Genomic DNA, 18,887 nt, shown 5'->3' with positions numbered 1-18,887 from the left:
GGTTCAGTGGACCGGGTCGCTGAGGTGGCCGACACGCAAAGACGCGAGCAGGGACAGCACGGCGACCACGCTCATGCTCAGCAGCACGACGCCGAAGGTCAGCGACAGGTCGCCGCCGGGGTGCAGGGCGCCGAAGAGCGTGCCGGCGAGGCCGACGAAGACGCTCGAGCCGAGGGCGTCGCCGAGGTTCAGCGAGGAGCCGTTGCGGCCCTGGGCGTCCTCGCTGGACAGGGTGATGGTGGCCAGCGACGTGCTGGCGGTGGCGAAGCCCATGCCGAGGCCGGAGAAGATCCAGGCCACGGCGATCAGCCAGTACGGCAGCGTCGGGACCAGCGCGAGCACGCCGGCGAGCGCGAGGCCGACCGCGACGTTCGCGCAGCCGATGGTGATGAGCTGGTCGCGGCGCAGCGGCAGCCGGCGGTTGGCCTGGAGGAAGGAACCGGTGGTCCAGCCCACCGCGCCCACGGTCAGCGTCCCACCGGCGAGCAGCAGCGGCACGTCGCGCTGCTCCACGAGCATCAGCGGCAGGAACGCCTCGCCGCCGAAGTAGGCGCCGGGCAGGAGCGCACGGGTCAGGATGACGCTCGACAGACCGCGGCCGAGCCGGAGGAAGCCCGGCGGCATCAGGCGCGGCAGGCCGAGCCCGAGCAGCACCAGGGCCACGACGAGCAGCACGAGGCCCGACCAGTCGAGCCTCGTGCCCGCGGCCTGCAGCAGCGCCGCCGCGACGGCCGTGGCGAACGCGGCCCACACCGGGGCGGGAGGCTGCCGGGTCGGGTCCTCGCCGACCTCGGGCATCGGGATGCGGATCATCGCGCGGACGGTGGGCAGCACCATCGCGCCGCCGATGACCGACAGCGGGATGACGGTGAAGAAGACCCAGTGCCACGACAGGTGCGAGGTCAGCCAGGCCGACACGGGCGGCCCGACGAAGGAGGGCAGCACCCAGGCGGTCGAGATGAAGGTGAAGACCTTGGGCCGCTGCGCCGGCCGGAAGGCCTTGGCCACCGTCACGAACATGGCCGTGTTCAGCACGCCGCCGCCGAGGCCCTGGACGAACCGGCCCGCGACGAGCTGCACCATCGTCTCGGCCGTGCCCGCGACGACGAGCCCGACGACGAAGACGCCGAGCCCCACCAGCAGCGGCCGGGACGGACCGATCCGGTCGCACACCCGCCCCGCGAGGACGGTGGCGAGCAGCATGCCGATGACGAAGAGCGAGAAGGCCCACGCGTAGTAGGCGATGCCCCCGAGGTCCTGCGCCGCGACCGGCATGGCCGTGGCCACGGCGATCGACTCGAAGGCGATGGAGACCGTGATCGTGCAGATCCCGACCGTCAGCGCGCGCTGGGAGATCGGCAGTGGCGAGCTCCCCTGGTCCTGCTCCACGGGGAGTGCCTCCTGCTTGCTCATCGAGGTCAGTCCACCACCTGCGGCGTCGGAAACGAAACCGCTCCTGCCGCCCCTCGAAGGGGTGCCTGCGTGCACGGACCTCTCTACACTGACGGGCGTGAGTCAGCAGACAGCACCTGGCGCCGAGACCATCGTCGACGAGCGGACCGAGACCCGCGAGTTCCGCGTCGAGGAGGGCGACCACGAGCGGTTCGCCCACTACGTCCCCAAGGAGAAGCTGACCGAGGCGATGGTCATGGGCACGCCCGTGGTCGCGCTCTGCGGCAAGGTCTGGATCCCGAGCCGCGACCCCGAGCGGTTCCCGGTCTGCCCGGAGTGCAAGGAGATCTGGGAGGGCCTCAAGCCCGGCAAGCCCGACAAGGGCAAGGGCCCCGGCTTCCGCGGGGGCTCGGGCCAGTAGGTCCGGTGGACGTTCCCCGACCGAGGTCGGTGCGTCCGCGTGGGTGCTGAGGACGGCGCAGCGGCGTCACGGCGGCTCGTCCTGCTGCGGCACGCGAAGGCCTCCTCCGACGACCCGCGCCTCTCCGACGCCGAGCGACCGCTGACCGAACGTGGGCGGCGCGACGCCGCAGCGGTCGGGCGCTGGCTGGCCGCGCAGGACCTGCACCCCGACCTCGTGCTCTGCTCGACGTCGCTGCGGACCCGGCAGACCTGGGGTGCCGCCCTCGCCGCCGAGCCGGACCTCCTGGCCGACGTGCCGGTGCGCCTCGAGGCGGAGGTCTACCAGGCCTGGCCCGACACCCTGCTCGCCCTCGTGCAGGCCCTGCCCGCGGAGGTCGGCACGGCCGTGCTGGTGGGCCACTCCCCCGGTGTCCCCGACCTCGCCGAGCGGCTCAACCGCGCCAGGGGGGCGGCGCCGGTCGGCGACTTCCCGACCAGCGCCGTGGCGGTCCTCGACGTCGCCGGACCCTGGGGCGACCTCGGGCCGGGCACGGCGAACCTCACCGCGTACGCGGTCCCGCGCGGCTGAGCCCACCACCCGCTGCACCCCCCTCGTACACCCCTGCGGATGTACCAGGGCCGGCCCGACGGTGGTCTGATCGAGGTGGAGGGACGTCCGCCGCCCCGCGGTCGTCCCTCCACCACCCAGCCCCGCAACGGAAGGACCACCATGAACAGAGGCCTGATCGGGACGATCATCGGCATCCTCGTGATCATCATCCTCGTGATCGTGATCCTGCAGCTCACCTGAGGACGACCGACAACGCACGACGCGACGGCAGCAGCCCCCACCGGGGCCGCTGCCGTTCTCGTGCGTCGAGCGCTCCTGCGGGCGACGCAGGCACCCGGGCCAGACCAGGCGCGCCGGTCGGGCTCTCGGCGCCCTTCGTCCGTTCGCCTAACGTTTCCCCGCACGCCCCCCTCCCGCCACCCCTGATCCCTACGTTCCCTAAGTAGTTCTCGAGGGGAGCACAGGGTGGGTGGAACGGCAGCGGTCCGGGCGCGCGGCCTCGTCAAGTCCTTCGGCGACGTGGTCGCGCTGGACCACGTCGACCTCGACGTCGAGGAGGGCCAGGTCCACGGCCTGGTCGGTCCCAACGGGGCGGGCAAGTCGACGCTGCTGGGCCTGCTGCTCGGACTGACCGCCGCCGACCGCGGCCGGCTCGAGGTCCTGGGCACGCTCGTCGGGCGGGCCACCTCGGTCCCCGCGGGCATCGCCGGCTTCGTCGACGAGCCCGGGCTCTACCCCTCCCTCACCCCGCGGCAGAACCTCGCGGCCCTCGCGTCGCTGCGCGGCTCCGACCCCCACGACGTCGTCTGGGCGCTGGCCCAGGTCGGCCTGGACGACGTCGCCGACGACCGCGTGAGCGGCTTCTCCCTCGGCATGAGACAGCGCCTCGGCCTGGCCTCGGCCATGCTGACCAGGCCGCGGCTGCTCGTGCTCGACGAGCCCACCAACGGCCTCGACCCGGCGGCCCGCCGGCAGGTCCACCGCGTCCTCGGCGACCTCGCGGACGACGGCACCGCGGTCGTGCTCACCAGCCACCGCATGGACGACCTCGCCGAGCTCTGCTCGGAGGTCACCGTCCTGTCGGCCGGACGGGTGGTGTTCGCCGGACCGCTGGAGAAGCTCGCCAGCGAGACCGGCGACCTCGACCACCAGGTGCGCACCACCGACGTCGTCACGGCTCGGGCCGTCGCCGCCCAGGCGCCGGGCATCCGCCTGCTCGACGAGCGGGACCGGGGCTCGCGCTCCGGCGGTGACCTGCTGGTGGTCCGCGGCTCGCTGCCCGCGATGGACGAGCTCGTGGTGCGGCTGGTCCGCGCCGGCGTCGGCGTCCGCGAGCTGGGGCCCGTCGTGCCCCCGCTCGAGGCGGCCTTCCTGGCCCTCACCACCGACGAGGCGTCCGAGCCCGAGGCGGCCGCATGAGCACGACCGTCGTGCGAGCGGCGTCCACGGCGACGCTGCGACCCGCCCCCTTCGCCCGCGGCTACCGCTTCGAGCTGCTCAAGCTCGTCTCCCAGTGGCGCGTGCGTCTCCTGGTCTGCGTCTGCTGGCTCGCGCCGGGCGCGTTCGTCGGCGTCGTCAGCCGGCAGAGCGCGCTCCCGGCCGACACGGTCTTCGGCCGCCTCATGCACTCCACCGGCTGGGCGGGCGCGCTCGTCGTGCTCGCCTTCGCGTGCCTGTGGGCGCTGCCGCTGCTCACCGCGCTCGTCGCCGGTGACGTCTTCGCCGTGGAGGACCGGCTGGGGACCTGGCGCCACCTGCTGGTCGCCGTCCGCTCCAAGCGGCGCATCTTCGCGAGCAAGGCGCTGGCGAGCGCCACGGTCATCGGTCTGCTCGTCCTCGGCCTCGCGGTGTCGGGGCTGGTGGGCGGGCTGGTCTCCGCCGGCGACCGCCCGCTCGCCGGCCTGGACGGCTACCCGCTCCAGGGCACGGCGCTGGCCGGCCGCTTCGTGCTCGCCTGGCTGTGCGTCCTCGCGCCCACCGCGGCCTTCGCCGCCGTCGGGCTGCTCGGCTCGGTCGCGCTCGGGCGCTCCCCCATGGGCCTCGTGACGCCGGCCGTCCTCGCCGTGCTCTTCGCCGTCGTCCAGCTGCTGCCGCTGCCGCTCGCCGTGCGCCTCGCCCTGCCCAGCCAGACCTTCACGGCCTGGCGCGGGCTGTTCGTCGAGCACGTGCAGGTCGCCCCGCTCGTCGTGGGGGTGGTGGTCGCCCTGGCCTGGGCCGGGGTCGCCACGCTGGTCGCGTACCGGCTGTTCCTGCGTCGCGACTTCACCGACCTCGCCGACGACGGCTCCGGCGCCCGCCTCGTCCTCGCCGGGCTGCTGCCCCTGGCGCTGCTCGGCATCGTGTCGGTGCTCGTCCTCGGGCTGACGACGACGGGCACCGGCTCGGGCGTGGACGCAGGCCGGCTCGAGGGCTCGCTCGCCACGTCGTACGCGCACCTCTACCGGCTGCAGGCGGCAGAGCTCGGCCGCCCCGCGGTGACCGAGGAGCAGCTGCAGACCAGTGCGGCCTGCGACAAGGGCGGCTCCCTCGTGGAGGACGAGGGCAGCGGCAACGACTGGCGCTGCGTCGTCACGTGGCACCTGCCCGGTGCCCGGGCGGTCGGCTCCGCGGTCTACCAGCTCGACGTCGCCGCCGACGGCCGCTACGTGGCCGACGGCGACGGCCCGCAGGAGGTCAACGGCTTCTTCCTCCTCCAGGCCGCCTACGGGTCCGCCCCCAACCCCCTCTGGCAGTTCGACGGCCTCGTCGACCTGCTCGCCCCCACCCGGAAGGACTGACCATGCACGTCAGACGTCGCCGCGCCCCCGCGGCCACCACCCGAGGCCTCCGTCTCGGCCGCACGGGGCGGATCGCCGTCACCGGTGTCGCCGCCCTCGCGGTCGCCAGCAGCGGTGTCGCGTACGCGAGCACCACCGTCTTCGGCCACCACCACGTCGGCAGCACCTCCTCCGCCGGCCTGCAGGTGTCGTCGGACCAGGTCGTCAAGCCCGTCGGGCAGCGGCTGCTGTCCAAGTACGGCAAGCTCATGGGCTCCGCGGTGAGCCCCGACGCCCGGTTCCTCGCCGCGTCGAGCACCGACGGGGGCGTCGTCCTCCAGGTCTTCGACCTCGTCACGCAGCGCGCGGTGTGGCTGGTCGGCAGCAAGGCGGGGGTGAACACCAAGCTCGCCGACCGCAGCGTCGGGCAGGAGGGCCCGACCTTCTCCCCCGACGGCAAGTTCCTGTGGCTGCCCCAGACCAACGGCTTCACGCGCTTCGCCGTCGGGTCCGACGGCTCGCTGTCGGCGCCCACGACCATCGCGCTGCCCGCGGTCGCCATCCCGCCCCAGCCGAACACCGGGCTGGCTTCGCTGTCGGCGCTGCCCGGCAAGGCCGCCTTCTCCCCCGACGGCGCCACGGTGTACGTGCCCGTCAACGGGCAGGACACCGTCGTCGCGCTCGACGCCGCGACCGGTGCGGTCACCCGCAGCTGGCCGGTGGGCATCGCCCCACGCTCCGTCGTGCTCGTCGGCACCAAGCTCTATGTGAGCAACGAGGGCGGCCGGACCGCGACGGCGGGCGAGCGCACCATCGAGTCGTACGGGACGCAGGTGCCCGCGAGCACGACCAAGGGGACCTCCACCAACGGCACCGTGAGCGTGATCGACACCGCGGCCCCGGACGCCGCCGTCCGCACGCTGCGCGTCGGGCTGCACCCGACCGCGATGCACGTCTCGGGCGACGCGCTGTTCGTGACCAACACCTTCGACGACAGCGTCTCGGTGATCGACACGCGCGTGGACCAGGTCGTGCAGACGATCAGCACCCGGCCCTGGTCGTCGGCGAAGGTGGGCTACCACCCCAACGGCGTCACCACGACCGCCGACGGCCACCTCCTCGTGACCCTGGGGCGGGTCAACGCGCTCGCCGTCTACCGCCTCGGCGCCGACCCGCAGGAGCCGGTCGACTACGTCGGCCTGCTGCCGACCGACTACTACCCGGCCGACGTCGCCACGACGACCCGCGGCCAGGTGGTGGTGACCAACACCCGTGGCGTCGACGCCCGCGGACCCGAGCTCAGCTTCGACAAGGGTCCGGGCACCGTGCTCGCGACGGGCCCCGGCACCCACAGCACCACGGGTTCGCTGACGACCTTCGCCCTGCCGAGCGACAAGCAGGTCGCGAAGTACACCGCCACGGTCTTCGCCCAGAACGGCTGGACCGGCAAGGACGTCACCAAGGCCACCGGCCGCAAGAAGAAGGCGGTCGCGGTCCCCACGCGGATCGGCGACCCGTCCAAGATCAAGCACGTCTTCCTGCTGGTCAAGGAGAACCGCACCTACGACCAGGTGTACGGCGACGTGGCCAAGGGCAACGGCGACCCGTCGCTCGCGCAGTTCGGGGCGAACGTCACCCCGAACCAGCACGCGCTCGCCGACCAGTTCGGGCTCTACGACAACTTCTACGACGTGGGCACCAACTCCGCCGAGGGCCACAACTGGGTGATGCAGGGGGACAACCCGGAGTACACCGAGTCCAGCGCCGGGGAGTACATCCGCAGCTACGACACCGAGAACGACGTGCTCGGCCACCAGCGCTCCGGCTTCCTGTGGACCGCCGTGCAGGCGGCGGGCGGGACCGCGCGCAACTACGGCGAGTTCATGGCCTTCGAGAACAAGCCGGAGGCCGCCACCTGGCAGCAGTACTACTGCGCCGCCACCGGCGTCGAGGCGGGCGCCGACCCGGCCGCGCTGACCGACCCGGCGATCAAGGTCGACGACCACTCGCCCATCCCGAGCCTCGACGCGATCAGCAACCACGCCTCGCCGCAGTTCGACACCTCCATCCCCGACCTCTACCGCTACCAGGTGTGGAAGCAGGAGTTCGAGAGCAAGGGCCCGGCGAACCTCAACATGATGTGGCTCTCCAGCGACCACACGGGCGGCCCCGCCGACCCGCGGGCGCAGGTGGCGGACGGCGACCTCGCCGTCGGCAAGATCGTCGACGAGATCTCCCACAGCCGCTACTGGAAGAGCTCGGCGATCTTCGTCGTCGAGGACGACAGCCAGGACGGGGCCGACCACGTCGACGGCCACCGCGCCCCGGTGCAGGTGATCAGCCCGTGGGCGAAGCACGGCAAGGTCGACTCGACCTACTACTCCCAGATCACGATGGTGCGCACCATCGAGCAGATCCTCGGCGCGCAGCCGCTCAACCAGAGGGTCGCGGCCGCGACGCCGATGTACGGCGCGTTCAGCAAGAAGGCCGACTACACGCCCTTCGACGCGGTTCGCAACCAGGTGCCGCTCACTGAGGGGGTCGTCACCCCGCCCGCGTGCGGCGTGGACACCCTCGGCAAGAGGGGCAGCGCCGCGAAGAAGGTCGCCGCGGCGCAGGAGCGGGCGGCGGCCGTGCCGGACGAGGCGCAGCAGCTGGCGAAGCAGTGGCAGGACTGGGGCAACCAGCAGCACTTCACGGGCAACGGGGCGGTCCCCGACTACGCCCACCCCGAGCAGCTGAACCGCTACACCTGGTACCAGACGCACGGCTGGAAGAAGCCCTACCCGGGCGACGACCGGCTCTACGCCCCCGACCAGGTCCCCGGCGCCGACATCCCCGGGGTCGACGGGGACCGCTGAGCGGCGGACTCCCGGACCCGTGCCGGTCGTCGTGGAGCCCGGTCGACCCCTCGTGGCCGACCGGGTCCGCGGCGGCCGGCACGGCTGCCTCCCGGAGCCCTACGGGTCCGGGTGGCACGGTGGTGGGCAGCACCGCGCCAGCGCTCGACCGAGCACCAGGACGACGACACCAGGAGGACGCGTGAGCGACCCCGTGCAGGACCCCCGCCAGATGGACGACGAGCAGCTCGCCGAGGTGCCCGACCCGCCGCAGCCGGCCGACCCGGAGCCCGGCCAGGGCCCCGTGGTCGAGGAGGACTACGCCGAGGGCTCGACCAACGCCCCCGACGGCGCGGAGCGGCCCGAGCCGGCGGGTGAGGACTACGCGGGCAGCGGCTTCTAGGTCGTGTCCCCTTGTTCCGGCAGGTGCTGGCGTGGCAGCCGCGCCCGGTCCGGCAAGCCGGAGGAGCGAGAGCGCAGCGGGCTGCGCCGAGCGAGGCCGGCGCAGCCGGTCGGGATGCGGGGCCTCGTCAGCGCCAGCCGGAAGAAGGAGACACGGCCTAGCCGAGGAGACGGGCTCGCCGGCGCTGCTCAGCGAGCCCGGGCCTCCTCCGCACCGCCGGTGAGCAGCCGGCGCACGGCCCACCGCACGCCCTCCACCGTGAGGATGTAGAAGATGTGGCCGCTCGCCTCGCCCCAGACCTCCTGGGTCGGCTGGTGCGGCGGCGTGGGCGCGGTGCGCAGCGCAGGGAGCAGCCCCAGGTGGAATGCGCCCCACATGCCCAGCCCGTAGGGGATGCCGCTGGCGAAGCGGAGACCGGGCACGAGCTCGGCCCCGACCGCGTACGCGGTCCCCGCCGTGACCGAGAAGGCGTAGTGGATGGCCGGAGGTCCGGCCTGCTCGACCTGGCTGCCGTCCTCGGGGTCGACACCCGCCCGCTCCAGCAGGATCTCCGGAGGCGCGGTCCTGTCCTCGGGCCGGGGAGGGTAGACCTGCTCCCACTTGGCCTTGACCAGGCCGCCGGCCACCCCGCCGAGCACACCTCCAGCCAGCGCGGGCAGGAAGCGGCGGGTGGACGGCCGGGAGACGGCGAGCAGGCGCGGGATCACGGGCATGGGCTCATCCTGCGCGGCAGCCCGCCCCACCGCCGGGGAGGGTCCAGCACGCCGACCACCGTGCCGGGCATCAGGCGGCAGCGGGAGCCATGTCGACCGAGACCTTCATCGAGGAGTGCTTGGCCTCGGTGTAGATCACGCCGCGCACGGGCTGCACGTCGCCGTAGTCGCGACCCCACGCCACCGTGGCGTGCGAGGCGTCGGTGAGCCGGTCGTTGGTCGGGTCGAGGTGGAGCCAGCCCGCCCCCGGCACCCAGACCCCGACCCAGGCGTGGCTGGCGTCGGCGCCGACCAGGCGCGGCCTCCCGGGCGGCGGCCGCGTGGCCAGGTAGCCGCTGACGTAGCGCCCGGCCAGGCCGAGCGAGCGGAGCCCCGCGACCATGACGTGGGAGAAGTCCTGGCAGACCCCGTGCCGCTTGACGAGCAGGTCCACGACCTTCTCGCCGATGACCGTCGAGCGCGGCTTGTAGGCGAAGTCGTCGTGCACCCGGTGCATCAGCTCGGTCGCCGCCTCCCCGAGCGCGCGCCCCGGGGTGAACGACTCCCGCGCGTACGCCTCGACCGCGGCCGGGACGTCGACGTAGGGCGAGGCGAAGGTGAAGTCCGCCGCCTCCCAGGCGTCGGGCTCCTCGGTGCGCACGGCCGGGCGCGCGTCCTCCCAGGCCACGGCGAGCGACTCCGGCGGCAGCACCGGTGGCACCACGTCGAGCACGCTGACCGCCCGCACCACGAGCCGGGTGTGCGGGTCGGTCACGTGGAACGAGGACTTGGTGTTGCCGTACAGGTCGGTGTGCGACAGCAGCGTGGCCGGGCCCGGCTCGATGCTCACCGCGTGCTCCAGCACCGACTGCCACTCCAGCGCGCGCGGCGTCAGGTGGAACTGCCCGAAGCTGCCCGTGACGTCGGCGTCGTAGTCGTACGTCGTGACGTGCTCGATGCGGTAGCGGGTCACGACCGACTCTCCGCGTGCAGGGCCTGCTGGCGCGGCAGGGACTGCTGCGTGGGCGGCGGCTCGTGGTAGTGGTCGCGCACGGCGGTCGAGAGGTCGCGCAGCCCGCTGTGCAGGTCCGTGCAGAAGGCCTCGAGCGCCTCCCGGCGGGCCGGGACGCCGGAGCCCGCGCCGTCCTCCGGCGCGCCGAGCACGCCCAGGGCGACCGGGTCGGCGAGGCGCACCTGCTCGGCGAGCGCGTCGAGCAGCCGCAGCGGCCGGGCGGTCGGCGAGGTGCTCGGCACCGCGCGCAGGTCGTTCTGCATCCGCTGCAGCTGGAAGGCCACCGAGCGCGGGTTGGACGCGTCGAGGACCAGCAGCTCCAGCACGGCCGGCACGCCGGAGCGACCGCGGTAGCGGCGCCGGAAGGTGACGATCGACTCCGAGCTGGTCAGCGCTGCCTCCAGGACCGTGCGGTCGACGTCGGGGCCGTACGACTCGACGAGCGTCGCGCGCAGCAGCCCGACCACCTGCATGGCGCGCTCCAGGCCGCGACCCGCGTCGAGGAGCAGCCAGCCGGGGTCTCGGACCATGTTCTCGGTCGCGATGCCGGACAGCGCGAGCAGGCCGGACAGCACCCGCTCGCCCGCCTCGATCAGGTGCAGGCCCTGGTCGGACTCGAGGCCGCGCAGGGTCTGCAGCGCCCGGTCCATGTCGGCCAGGACCATCCAGACGTCCTCGGAGAGCTGGTCGCGGACCCCCTGCGCGGTGTTCTGGAGTGCCTGCAGCGACTGCGCGAGCGACCCGGGACGGCGCCGGTCGAGCATCAGCGAGCGCAGCTCGGGCAGCACGGCCGCGCGCCGGGCGACGGTCTCGTCGGGCAGGGCGAAGAAGCCGGGGTAGGTCGTGCTCAGGTGCGTCACGGCGTGCAGCAGCACGACGAGCGCGCGACCCGGCCGGACGTCGGCGTCGGTCTCCAGGCTCACGGTGCGGCTGGCCAGGACGAGGCGGAGCAGGTCCTCGGCCCGCTCGGCGTAGCGACCGAACCAGTAGAGGTCGCTGAGCACGCGCGGCACCATCGCCGCCGACGCCGACCCGGGCAGGACGGCGCTGCCCTCGTCCGCGCGTCCCCGGGTCGTGGCGCTGCGGGAGGTGGTGACCGGCTCGCTGCTGACGACCCAGACGTCCTTGGCCACGCCGCCGTCCGGGGCGGTGACCAGCGCGCCGCGGTCCGGGGCGTGCTCGTCGTTGGTCCGGGCCAGCCCGCCGAGCATGGCGGTGTAGGAGGTGCCGCTGCGCACCGCGAACGAGCGGAGCACGACGTTGCGCCGCACCAGGCCGCCGTCCGTGTCGGGCGCGGTCTCGGGCACCGTCGGGGCGGAGCTCAGCGGCAGCACCTCCTGGCCGACGAAGCGGTGCGGAGCCGCCTCGATGCGTGCCAGGAGCCGGGCGCGCTGCTCGCGCGACAGAGCGGCGCCGACGACGCTGCGCCCGGCACCGCGGTTCACCGCGCGGACGACGAGCTCGTCGAGGTGGTCGCGCACGTACGCGAGCCCGTCGGGATCGCCGCACCACCAGGTGTCGACCGACGGCAGCCGCAGCGGCTCGCCGAGCAGCCGCTCGCAGAGGTCGGGCAGGAAGGGCAGCAGCGCCGGGCTCTCCAGCACCCCCGAGCCGATGGTGTTGACCACGCTCACGGTCCCCTGCCGCACGCACTCCAGCAGGCCGGTGACGCCGAGACGGGACCCGCCGCGCAGCTCGAGGGCGTCCATCCACGTCGAGTCGACGCGGCGCAGGATGACGTCGACCTGCTCGAGGCGGCCCAGCACGCGCATCCACACGCGACCCTCGCGCACGAGCAGGTCGCTGCCCTCGAGGAGGGGGTAGCCGAGCAGCGAGGCGACGAACGCCTGGTCGAAGGCGGTCTCGGAGTGGGTGCCGGGGCTGAGGACGACGACCCGCGGGTCCTCGACCGTGCTCGGCGCCGACTCGACCAGGGCGACGCGCATGGCCTGGAAGAACGGCGTGAGGCGGTGCAGCTGGGCGGCGTGGTAGATGTCGGGCAGCACGCGGGAGATGACCCGGCGGTTCTGCATCGCGTAGCCGGCGCCGGACGGCGCCTGGGTGCGGTCGGAGATCACCTTCCACGCGCCGGAGGCGTCGCGGCCGAGGTCGGCGGCGGTCATGAACAGCCGCTGGTCGACCACGCTGTCGGCGCCCACGACCGGGCGCAGGTACTCCTCGTGGTCGAGCACGACCGACGGCGGGATCTGGCCGCGGGCCAGGAGCCGGCGGGCGCCGTACAGGTCGGCGAGGACCGCGTCGAGGAGCTCGGCGCGCTGGACCACGCCGGCCTCGAGCGTGGCCCACTCGCGGTCGTGCAGCACGAGCGGGATCGGGTCGAGGCGCCACGGCCGGGGCTGCTCGAGCGGTGCGTTCGCGGGCGGCGCGCCGGCCTCCGCGTCGGCGACCGACCGGGTCGAGGCCGGGGTCGGGGTGTAGGTGACGTTGTCGTCCTCGAGCATGCGGGCGACCTCGCGCCGGGCCGTGGCCAGGTCGCCGGTGGCCCGGGCCAGGTCGTCGACGAGCGCGCCCCACGCCGAGCGCGGCGTGCCGTCGGGCGCCGCCAGCTCGTCGAACCCGCCGGGTCGGGCGTCCGGGCCGCCGTCGGCCTGCTCGGCGTCGGGCTGCCGCGCGGCCTCGAGGTAGCGGCGCAGCGGTGAGTCGACCACGGTCACGGGCGTCTCGCCGCCCTCGGCTGCGGCCGGCCCCACGAGGTCGGCACGCGCCGGCGCAGGTCGAGGGTCAGCGGGTAGTCGGTGCCGTCGGTGGACCGGCTCGCGAGCTGCGCCTCGAGCGCGTCGACGTCGACCTCGCCGGGGGTGTGCCCCATCGCCTCGAAGCGCCGCGCGCGGCGCGCCTCGGCCTCGTGGGCGTTGACCGGCGGGGAGTCGTACGAGCGCCCGCCGGGGTGGACGACGTGGTAGGTCGCCCCGCCCAGCGAGACGCGGTTGGTGCGGTCGACGACCTCGACGCGCAGCGGCGCGTCGATCTCCAGCGTCGGGTGCAGGGACGACCAGGGCTTCCACGCGCGGAAGCGGATGCCGGCGACGGCCTGCCCGGGGGTGCCCGTCGGGGTCATCGGCACGGCCACGCCGTTGCAGGTGACGAGGTGCAGCTCGGGGGTGAAGCCGTCGACGAGGACCTGGATCCGCTCGGTCGAGGAGTCGACGTAGCGCGCGGTGCCGCCCGAGGTCGCCTCCTCCCCGAGCACGTTCCAGGGCTCGATGGCCTGCCGCAGCTCGATCTGCACCCCGCCGGCGTGGGCGAAGCCGATGCGCGGGAAGCGGAACTCGAGGTACGGCGCGAACCACGACTCTTCGACCTCGAAGCCGTGCGCGCGCAGGTCGGCCACGACCTCGCCGAGGTCGGCCATCGCGAAGTGCGGGAGCAGGAAGCGCTCGTGCAGGCTCGTGCCCCAGCGCACCAGCGGCGCCGAGAACGGCTCCTCGGCGAAGCGGGCGACCAGCGCGCGGACGAGCAGGGCCTGCACCAGCGCCATGTCCGGGTGCGGCGGCATCTCGAAGCCGCGCAGCTCCAGCAGCCCGAGGCGCCCGCGCGAGGAGTCGGGGCTGTAGAGCTTGTCGATGCAGAACTCGGCGCGGTGGGTGTTGCCGGTGATGTCGGTCAGCAGGTGGCGCAGGGCCCGGTCGGTGACCCAGGGCAGCCCGCGGCGCCGGTGCACGGGCACGTCGTCGCCGTCCTGGGCCGGGTCCGGGGTGAACGCCTCGATCTCGGCGAACGCGATCTCCATCTCGTACAGGTTCTCCTCCCGGCCCTCGTCGAACCGGGGCGCCTGGCTCGTCGGGCCGACGAAGCGGCCGGAGAAGACGTACGACAGCGACGGGTGGCGCTGCCACCAGGTGAGCATGCTGACGAGCACGTCGGGGCGCCGCAGCATCGGCGAGCTGGCCGGCGTGCGCCCGCCGAGGGTGAGGTGGTTGCCGCCGCCGGTGCCGGAGTGGCGCCCGTCGATCGCGAACGTCTCGGTGCCGAGGCGCTGCTCGGCGGCGAGGGTGTACAGCGTGTGGGTGAGCTCGCTGAGCTCCGACCAGCTCGCCGTCGGGTGCAGGTTCACCTCGATGACCCCCGGGTCGGGGGTGACGAGCAGGGAGGTGATCCGCGGGTCCGGCGGCGGCCCGTAGCCCTCGAGCACCACGCGGGCGCCGGTCTCGGCGGCCGCCCGGTCGACCAGCCCGACGACGTCGAGCCACCGCTCGAGCTGCTCGGCCGGCGGGAGGAAGACGTGCACGAAGCCGTCGCGCGCCTCGGCGACGACCGCGGTGCGGGTGGGCACCTCGACCGGGTCGGCGAGCACGGCCTGAGGCCGGCCGGCGGCCGCCGACAGGTCCTCGGGCGGGTCGACGTAGGAGGGCTCGCCGGTGTAGTCCGGGTCGCGCCAGGCCACCGAGCTCAGCGGCAGCCGCGCGCCGGCGGGCGAGTCCCCCGGCACCAGCACGAGCCGGCCGCGCCGGGTCCGCCAGGCCGGGCTCGCCCAGGTGTCGCCGAACCACGCCGGCACGACCGGCAGCGCCCAGGCCACGGGGTCGGGGATGGCCGCGTCGAGATCGGCGACGAGCGCGGGGTCCGCCGCCGTCGGGTCGACGTCGGGACGGGGACCCTCGGGCTGCCGCACCTCCACCGCGAGCGCGGCGAGCGGGTCCTCGAAGCAGGCCAGCGGCGTGCCGTCGGGCAGCCCGAGGTCGCGGGCCACCGCAGCCAGCAGCGCCTCGGCCTGCGCCGGCGCGTCATCGCTCGCCTGGGAGTCGTCGAAGGGGTCGGCCAGGCGGGACGCCTCGCTCCAGACCGGCGTCCCGTCCGGGCGCCAGACCAGGCCGATCTGCCAGCGCGGCAGCGGCTCGCCGGGGTACCACTTGCCCTGGCTGCGCTGCACCAGCCCGCCGGTGGCGTAGCGCTCGGCGAGCGCCCCCGCGAGCCGGTTGGCCGCGACCCGCTTCTCCGGGCCGTCCGCGGCGACCGTCCACTGCGGGCTCACCATGTCGTCGCGGCTGACGAAGGTCGGCTCGCCGCCCATGGTCAGCTCGAGCCCGGCGGCGCGGAGCCGCTCGTCGACGGCCTCGCCGGATCGCTGCAGCGCCGCGACCTGACCGGGCGAGTACGGCTTGGTGACGCGCGGGTCCTCGTGGACCCGGGTGACGGTGTTGGCGAAGGAGAACTCGACCTGCGCCGGGCCGGTCGCCCCGGTGATCGGCGCCGAGGAGGCCGGGGTCGGGGTCGCCGACAGCGGGATGTGCCCCTCGCCGGCGAACAGCGCCGAGGTGGCGTCCAGCCCGATCCAGCCTGCGCCCGGGACGTAGACCTCCGCCCAGGCGTGCAGGTCGGTGAAGTCCTCGGCGGGCCCGCCCTGCGTAGGGTCGTCCGAGGCGAGCTGGACGAGGTAGCCCGAGACGAACCTCGCGGCGAGGCCGAAGTGGCGCAGGGCCTCCACGAGCAGCCACGCCGAGTCGCGGCAGGACCCGATGCCCCGCTCGAGCGTGACGTCGGGGGTCTGCACCCCGACCTCCATCCGTACGGAGTAGGCGACGTCGCGGTTGACGCACGCGTTGAGCGCGCCGAGGAAGGTGACGACGCGCTGCGGCGTGACGGTGTCGATCGGCAGGTCGTCGAGCCAGCGGGTGAAGAGCTCGCCCGGCGGGTCCGCGGGGTCGGCCAGGTAGGGCCGCAGCTCGGCGGCCAGCTCGGGGGTGTAGCTAAAGGGGAAGGTCTCGGCGTAGTCCTCGACGAAGAAGTCGAAGGGGTTGATCACCCCGAGGTCGGCCACGAGCCCGACGGTGATCTCCAGCTCGCGGGCCGGCGACGGGAAGACGAGCCGCCCCACCCAGTTGCCGAAGGGGTCCTGCTGCCAGTTCAGGAAGTGCTCCGACGGCGTGACCGTGAGCGAGTACGCCTCGATCGGCGTCCGCGTGTGCGGGGCCGGCCGCAGCCGCACCACGTGCGGGAAGAGCTGTGTCGGCGCGCCGAAGCGGTACGTCGTGCGGTGCTCCAGCGCGACCTTGATGCTCACCCGGCCGACCCTAACGGGGTCGGCCGGGCCCCGCCGCCGGACGACGAGCGCTGGGAGGGTGTGTGAACGGCGTGTGAACGACCGCGTCACGGACCGTTACGTAGCAAGCCTTGCCAACGGACGCACTCCTTCGAGAGGCTGCCAGGAAGTACGCACGCCACAGGAACGTCCCGCTTCCCCACCCGACCGAGCAGGTCACGAGCCACCAGGACGACCGCATGACGCAGACGCAGGACCCCACCGAGGCCTCCGGCGGCACCGCCGGCAACGGCCTCGACGCCGAGCAGGCGGGCTACCAGCAGACGCTGGGGAGCCGGCACGTGCAGATGATCGCCATCGGCGGCGCCATCGGCACCGGCCTCTTCCTCGGCTCGGCCTCCCGGCTGCACAGCACCGGCCCGGCCCTGATCATCAGCTACGCCGTCGTCGGGGTGATCGCGTACTTCCTGATGCGCGCGCTCGGCGAGCTCGTGCTCCACCGCGCCACGTCGGGCGCCTTCGTGTCCTACATGCGCGAGTTCTTCGGCGAGAAGTGGGCCTTCGTCACCGGCTGGGTCTACTGGCTCAACTGGGCGCTGACCGGCATCGCCGAGCTCTCCGCGGTCGGTCTCTACATGCAGTACTGGTTCCCGACGCTGCCGACCTGGATCACCGTGCTGGTGTCCCTGGTCGTGGTGCTGTCGATCAACCTGCTCTCGGCCCGCGCGTTCGGCGAGTTCGAGTTCTGGGCGGCGATCCTCAAGGTCGGCGCGATCGTGATCTTCCTCGTCGTCGGCCTCGTCGTCGTCATCGGCGGGCTGTCGATCGGCGGGCACAAGGCCGGCTTCCAGAATCTGTGGAGCAACCCGGGCGGCTTCTGGCCGAGCAGCGGCGACTACAACTGGTACGGCCCGATCCTCGTGATGTCGGGCGTCGTGTTCGCCTACGCCGCCATCGAGATGGTGGGCGTCGCGGCCGGCGAGATGGCCGACGCCGAGAAGGAGGTGCCGAAGGCCGTCCACGCGGTGATCTTCCGCATCGCGGTCTTCTACATCGGCTCGATCCTGCTGCTCGTCTGCATGCTGCCGACGCAGGACTACAAGGCCGGCACCAGCCCCTTCGTCACCGTCTTCGAGCGGCTCGGCTTCGGCTGGATGAGCGCCGTGATCCAGGCGATCCTCATCGTCGCGGCCATGTCGAGCCTCAACTCGGGGCTCTACACGACCGGCCGCGTGCTGCGCAGCCTGGGTATGAGCAAGCAGGCCCCGAAGTTCACGCTCAAGATGAGCAAGTCGGGCGTCCCCTTCGCCGGCATCCTGATGACCTCGATCGTCTTCGTCCTGGGCTCGGTGCTCAACGCCCTCACCCCGGACGCCTTCGAGATCGCGGTCGAGGCGACGTCGATCATGATCCTCTGGACGTGGGGGACGATCTTCCTCTGCCAGATCCGGCTGCGGAAGCTGAGCGACGCCGGCGTGGTGCCGGCTAGCCCCTTCCAGGCCCCGGGCTCGCCGTACACGAGCTACGTCGGGATCGTCTTCCTGGTGCTCGTGCTGATCGGGCTCGCGGTCTCGGGCTGGCAGGCCTCCGACGAGTTCCTGCACAAGACGAGCTTCCTGGTCGTCGTATTCGGCATCCCGCTCCTCGCGCTCGCGCTGGCCATCGGCTGGCGCGTGGTCAAGCCGCGCGTCGAGGCGAACACCGGCGGCCGCATCGAGTCGGTCTGGACGCTGAAGGGCCCGCGCTACGGCTCGGACGTCACCCCCGACGCCCTCGACCGGGACAAGCAGGACGACACCACCACCGCCGGCTGACCCCGGCCGGCGGGACCCTGGAGCGAAGGAGCACCACGGTGGACGCAGCACGCACCGCACGACCGGGACGGGTCGCGGTCGCGGCTGCGTCCACCGCCCTCCTCGCAGCCCTCGGGGGCTGCGGGGGCACCGCGGAGCCGAACGCCTCCCCCTCGCTCGTGCCCGGCGCCTCGAGCGGCGGCCGGCTCACGATCGGGATCCCGGTCGACGAGCCGGGCATCGGCATGAAGGACGGCGACACCTACACCGGCTTCGACGTGGAGACCGCGACCTACGTGGCCGCAGCCCTCGGCGTCCCGTCCGCGAACATCACGTGGGTGGAGGCGGAGGGTGATCAGCGCCAGCAGCTGCTGCAGTCGGGCGGCGCCGACCTGATCGTGTCGACCTTCTCGATCACCGACGAGCGCACGCAGGTCGTCGACTTCGCCGGGCCCTACTTCGACGCCTCGCAGGACCTCCTCGTGCGGCGCAACGAGGAGGACATCACCGGCCCGGACACCCTGCGCGGACGGACGTTGTGCACCGTCTCGGGCACGACGTCGGCCGACAACGTCCTCTCCCGCTACAAGGGGCGCATCACGCTGGTGGAGAAGCCCCGCTACTCCGAGTGCGTGGCGGCGCTCGCCTCGAGCGACGTCGACGCGGTGACCACCGACGACGTGATCCTCGCCGGCTTCGCGGCCCAGCCGCAGTACAAGGGCAGGCTGCGGGTGCTCGGCAAGGGCTTCTCGACCGAGCGCTACGGCATCGGGGTCAAGAAGGGCGACAGCCAGCGCGTCGAGCAGGTCAACGCGGCGCTGAAGGAGTACGTCTCCGACGGCTCGTGGGAGGCGGCGCTGAGGAAGACCGTCGGCCCCTCCGGCTACTCGCTGCCAGACCCGCCGACGATCGACTGAGTCGGCAACGGCGCTGTCCAGGCGCCGTCGACCGCGAAGGCCGGGTCCGTTCAAGGCCCGGCCTTCGCTTTCCCGTCATTGGAGTACGATCGTAATGTCAAGCATGTG

At 73.4% G+C, this 18,887-nt stretch carries 14 protein-coding genes; 9 read left to right on the top strand and 5 right to left on the bottom strand.

The features are described 5' to 3' along the window. Positions 1 to 3 precede the first annotated feature (3 nt). A complete protein-coding gene (locus tag BLU42_RS02385) occupies positions 4 to 1,413 on the bottom strand; it encodes an MFS transporter (protein WP_091073102.1) in 1,410 nt (469 codons plus the stop codon). Positions 1,414 to 1,510: 97 nt separating this feature from the next. On the opposite strand from BLU42_RS02385, the gene BLU42_RS02380 reads away from it, so the two are divergent. The 7 genes from BLU42_RS02380 to BLU42_RS02355 all read left to right on the top strand — a co-directional run bounded on the left by BLU42_RS02380 (position 1,511) and on the right by BLU42_RS02355 (position 8,364). Next, positions 1,511 to 1,813 carry a DUF3039 domain-containing protein gene (locus tag BLU42_RS02380; RefSeq protein ID WP_091073101.1) on the top strand — a complete coding sequence of 101 codons (303 nt, stop codon included), beginning with the start codon at positions 1,511 to 1,513 and terminating at the stop codon, positions 1,811 to 1,813. Positions 1,814 to 1,852: 39 nt separating this feature from the next. Further along, positions 1,853 to 2,383 carry a SixA phosphatase family protein gene (locus BLU42_RS02375; protein ID WP_197680584.1) on the top strand — a complete coding sequence of 177 codons (531 nt, stop codon included), beginning with the start codon at positions 1,853 to 1,855 and terminating at the stop codon, positions 2,381 to 2,383. Positions 2,384 to 2,422: 39 nt separating this feature from the next. Beyond that, entirely contained in the window at positions 2,423 to 2,605 is a 183-nt protein-coding gene (locus BLU42_RS20430; RefSeq protein ID WP_157719728.1) for a hypothetical protein, read from the top strand. A gap of 225 nt (positions 2,606 to 2,830) precedes the next feature. Then, a complete protein-coding gene (locus BLU42_RS02370) occupies positions 2,831 to 3,784 on the top strand; it encodes an ABC transporter ATP-binding protein (protein ID WP_231918403.1) in 954 nt (317 codons plus the stop codon). Further along, positions 3,781 to 5,142, top strand: a complete 1,362-nt coding sequence (locus BLU42_RS02365; RefSeq protein ID WP_091073100.1) for an ABC transporter permease — start codon at positions 3,781 to 3,783, stop codon at positions 5,140 to 5,142. The genes BLU42_RS02370 and BLU42_RS02365 overlap by 4 nt, the downstream gene beginning before the upstream one ends. A gap of 2 nt (positions 5,143 to 5,144) precedes the next feature. After that, a complete protein-coding gene (locus tag BLU42_RS02360; protein ID WP_091073099.1) occupies positions 5,145 to 7,982 on the top strand; it encodes a bifunctional YncE family protein/alkaline phosphatase family protein in 2,838 nt (945 codons plus the stop codon). 181 nt (positions 7,983 to 8,163) lie between these two features. Next, positions 8,164 to 8,364, top strand: coding sequence for a hypothetical protein (locus BLU42_RS02355; protein ID WP_091073098.1), 201 nt, complete (start codon positions 8,164 to 8,166; stop codon positions 8,362 to 8,364). A 188-nt stretch (positions 8,365 to 8,552) separates the two neighbouring features. Here the strand turns inward: BLU42_RS02355 and BLU42_RS02350 are convergent, their stop codons facing one another. The 4 genes from BLU42_RS02350 to BLU42_RS02335 form a co-directional block, all read right to left on the bottom strand. Continuing rightward, positions 8,553 to 9,077: a DUF1440 domain-containing protein gene (locus BLU42_RS02350; protein WP_091073096.1), complete on the bottom strand. Its 525-nt coding sequence runs from the start codon at positions 9,075 to 9,077 to the stop codon at positions 8,553 to 8,555. Between the two features lie 70 nt (positions 9,078 to 9,147). Then, positions 9,148 to 10,029, bottom strand: a complete 882-nt coding sequence (locus BLU42_RS02345) for a transglutaminase family protein (RefSeq protein ID WP_091073094.1) — start codon at positions 10,027 to 10,029, stop codon at positions 9,148 to 9,150. Continuing rightward, positions 10,026 to 12,743, bottom strand: a complete 2,718-nt coding sequence (locus BLU42_RS02340; RefSeq protein ID WP_157719727.1) for a circularly permuted type 2 ATP-grasp protein — start codon at positions 12,741 to 12,743, stop codon at positions 10,026 to 10,028. Before BLU42_RS02340 ends, BLU42_RS02345 begins: the two co-directional genes overlap by 4 nt. After that, entirely contained in the window at positions 12,740 to 16,090 is a 3,351-nt protein-coding gene (locus BLU42_RS02335; RefSeq protein ID WP_091073090.1) for a transglutaminase family protein, read from the bottom strand. The genes BLU42_RS02340 and BLU42_RS02335 overlap by 4 nt, the downstream gene beginning before the upstream one ends. A gap of 218 nt (positions 16,091 to 16,308) precedes the next feature. Here BLU42_RS02335 and BLU42_RS02330 point away from each other — a divergent pair, with 218 nt between their 5' ends. Together BLU42_RS02330 and BLU42_RS02325 are read left to right on the top strand one after the other, a co-directional pair. Then, positions 16,309 to 17,883, top strand: a complete 1,575-nt coding sequence (locus BLU42_RS02330; RefSeq protein ID WP_091073087.1) for an amino acid permease — start codon at positions 16,309 to 16,311, stop codon at positions 17,881 to 17,883. A gap of 38 nt (positions 17,884 to 17,921) precedes the next feature. After that, positions 17,922 to 18,779 (top strand): glutamate ABC transporter substrate-binding protein, encoded by an 858-nt coding sequence (locus tag BLU42_RS02325; protein WP_091073084.1) that lies wholly within the window; start codon positions 17,922 to 17,924, stop codon positions 18,777 to 18,779. Positions 18,780 to 18,887: the final 108 nt, after the last annotated feature.

Origin of the sequence: Microlunatus sagamiharensis, from assembly GCF_900105785.1 — a bacterium.
Lineage (GTDB): Bacteria > Actinomycetota > Actinomycetes > Propionibacteriales > Propionibacteriaceae > Microlunatus > Microlunatus sagamiharensis.
This window is presented reverse-complemented; position numbering and strand designations above follow the sequence as displayed.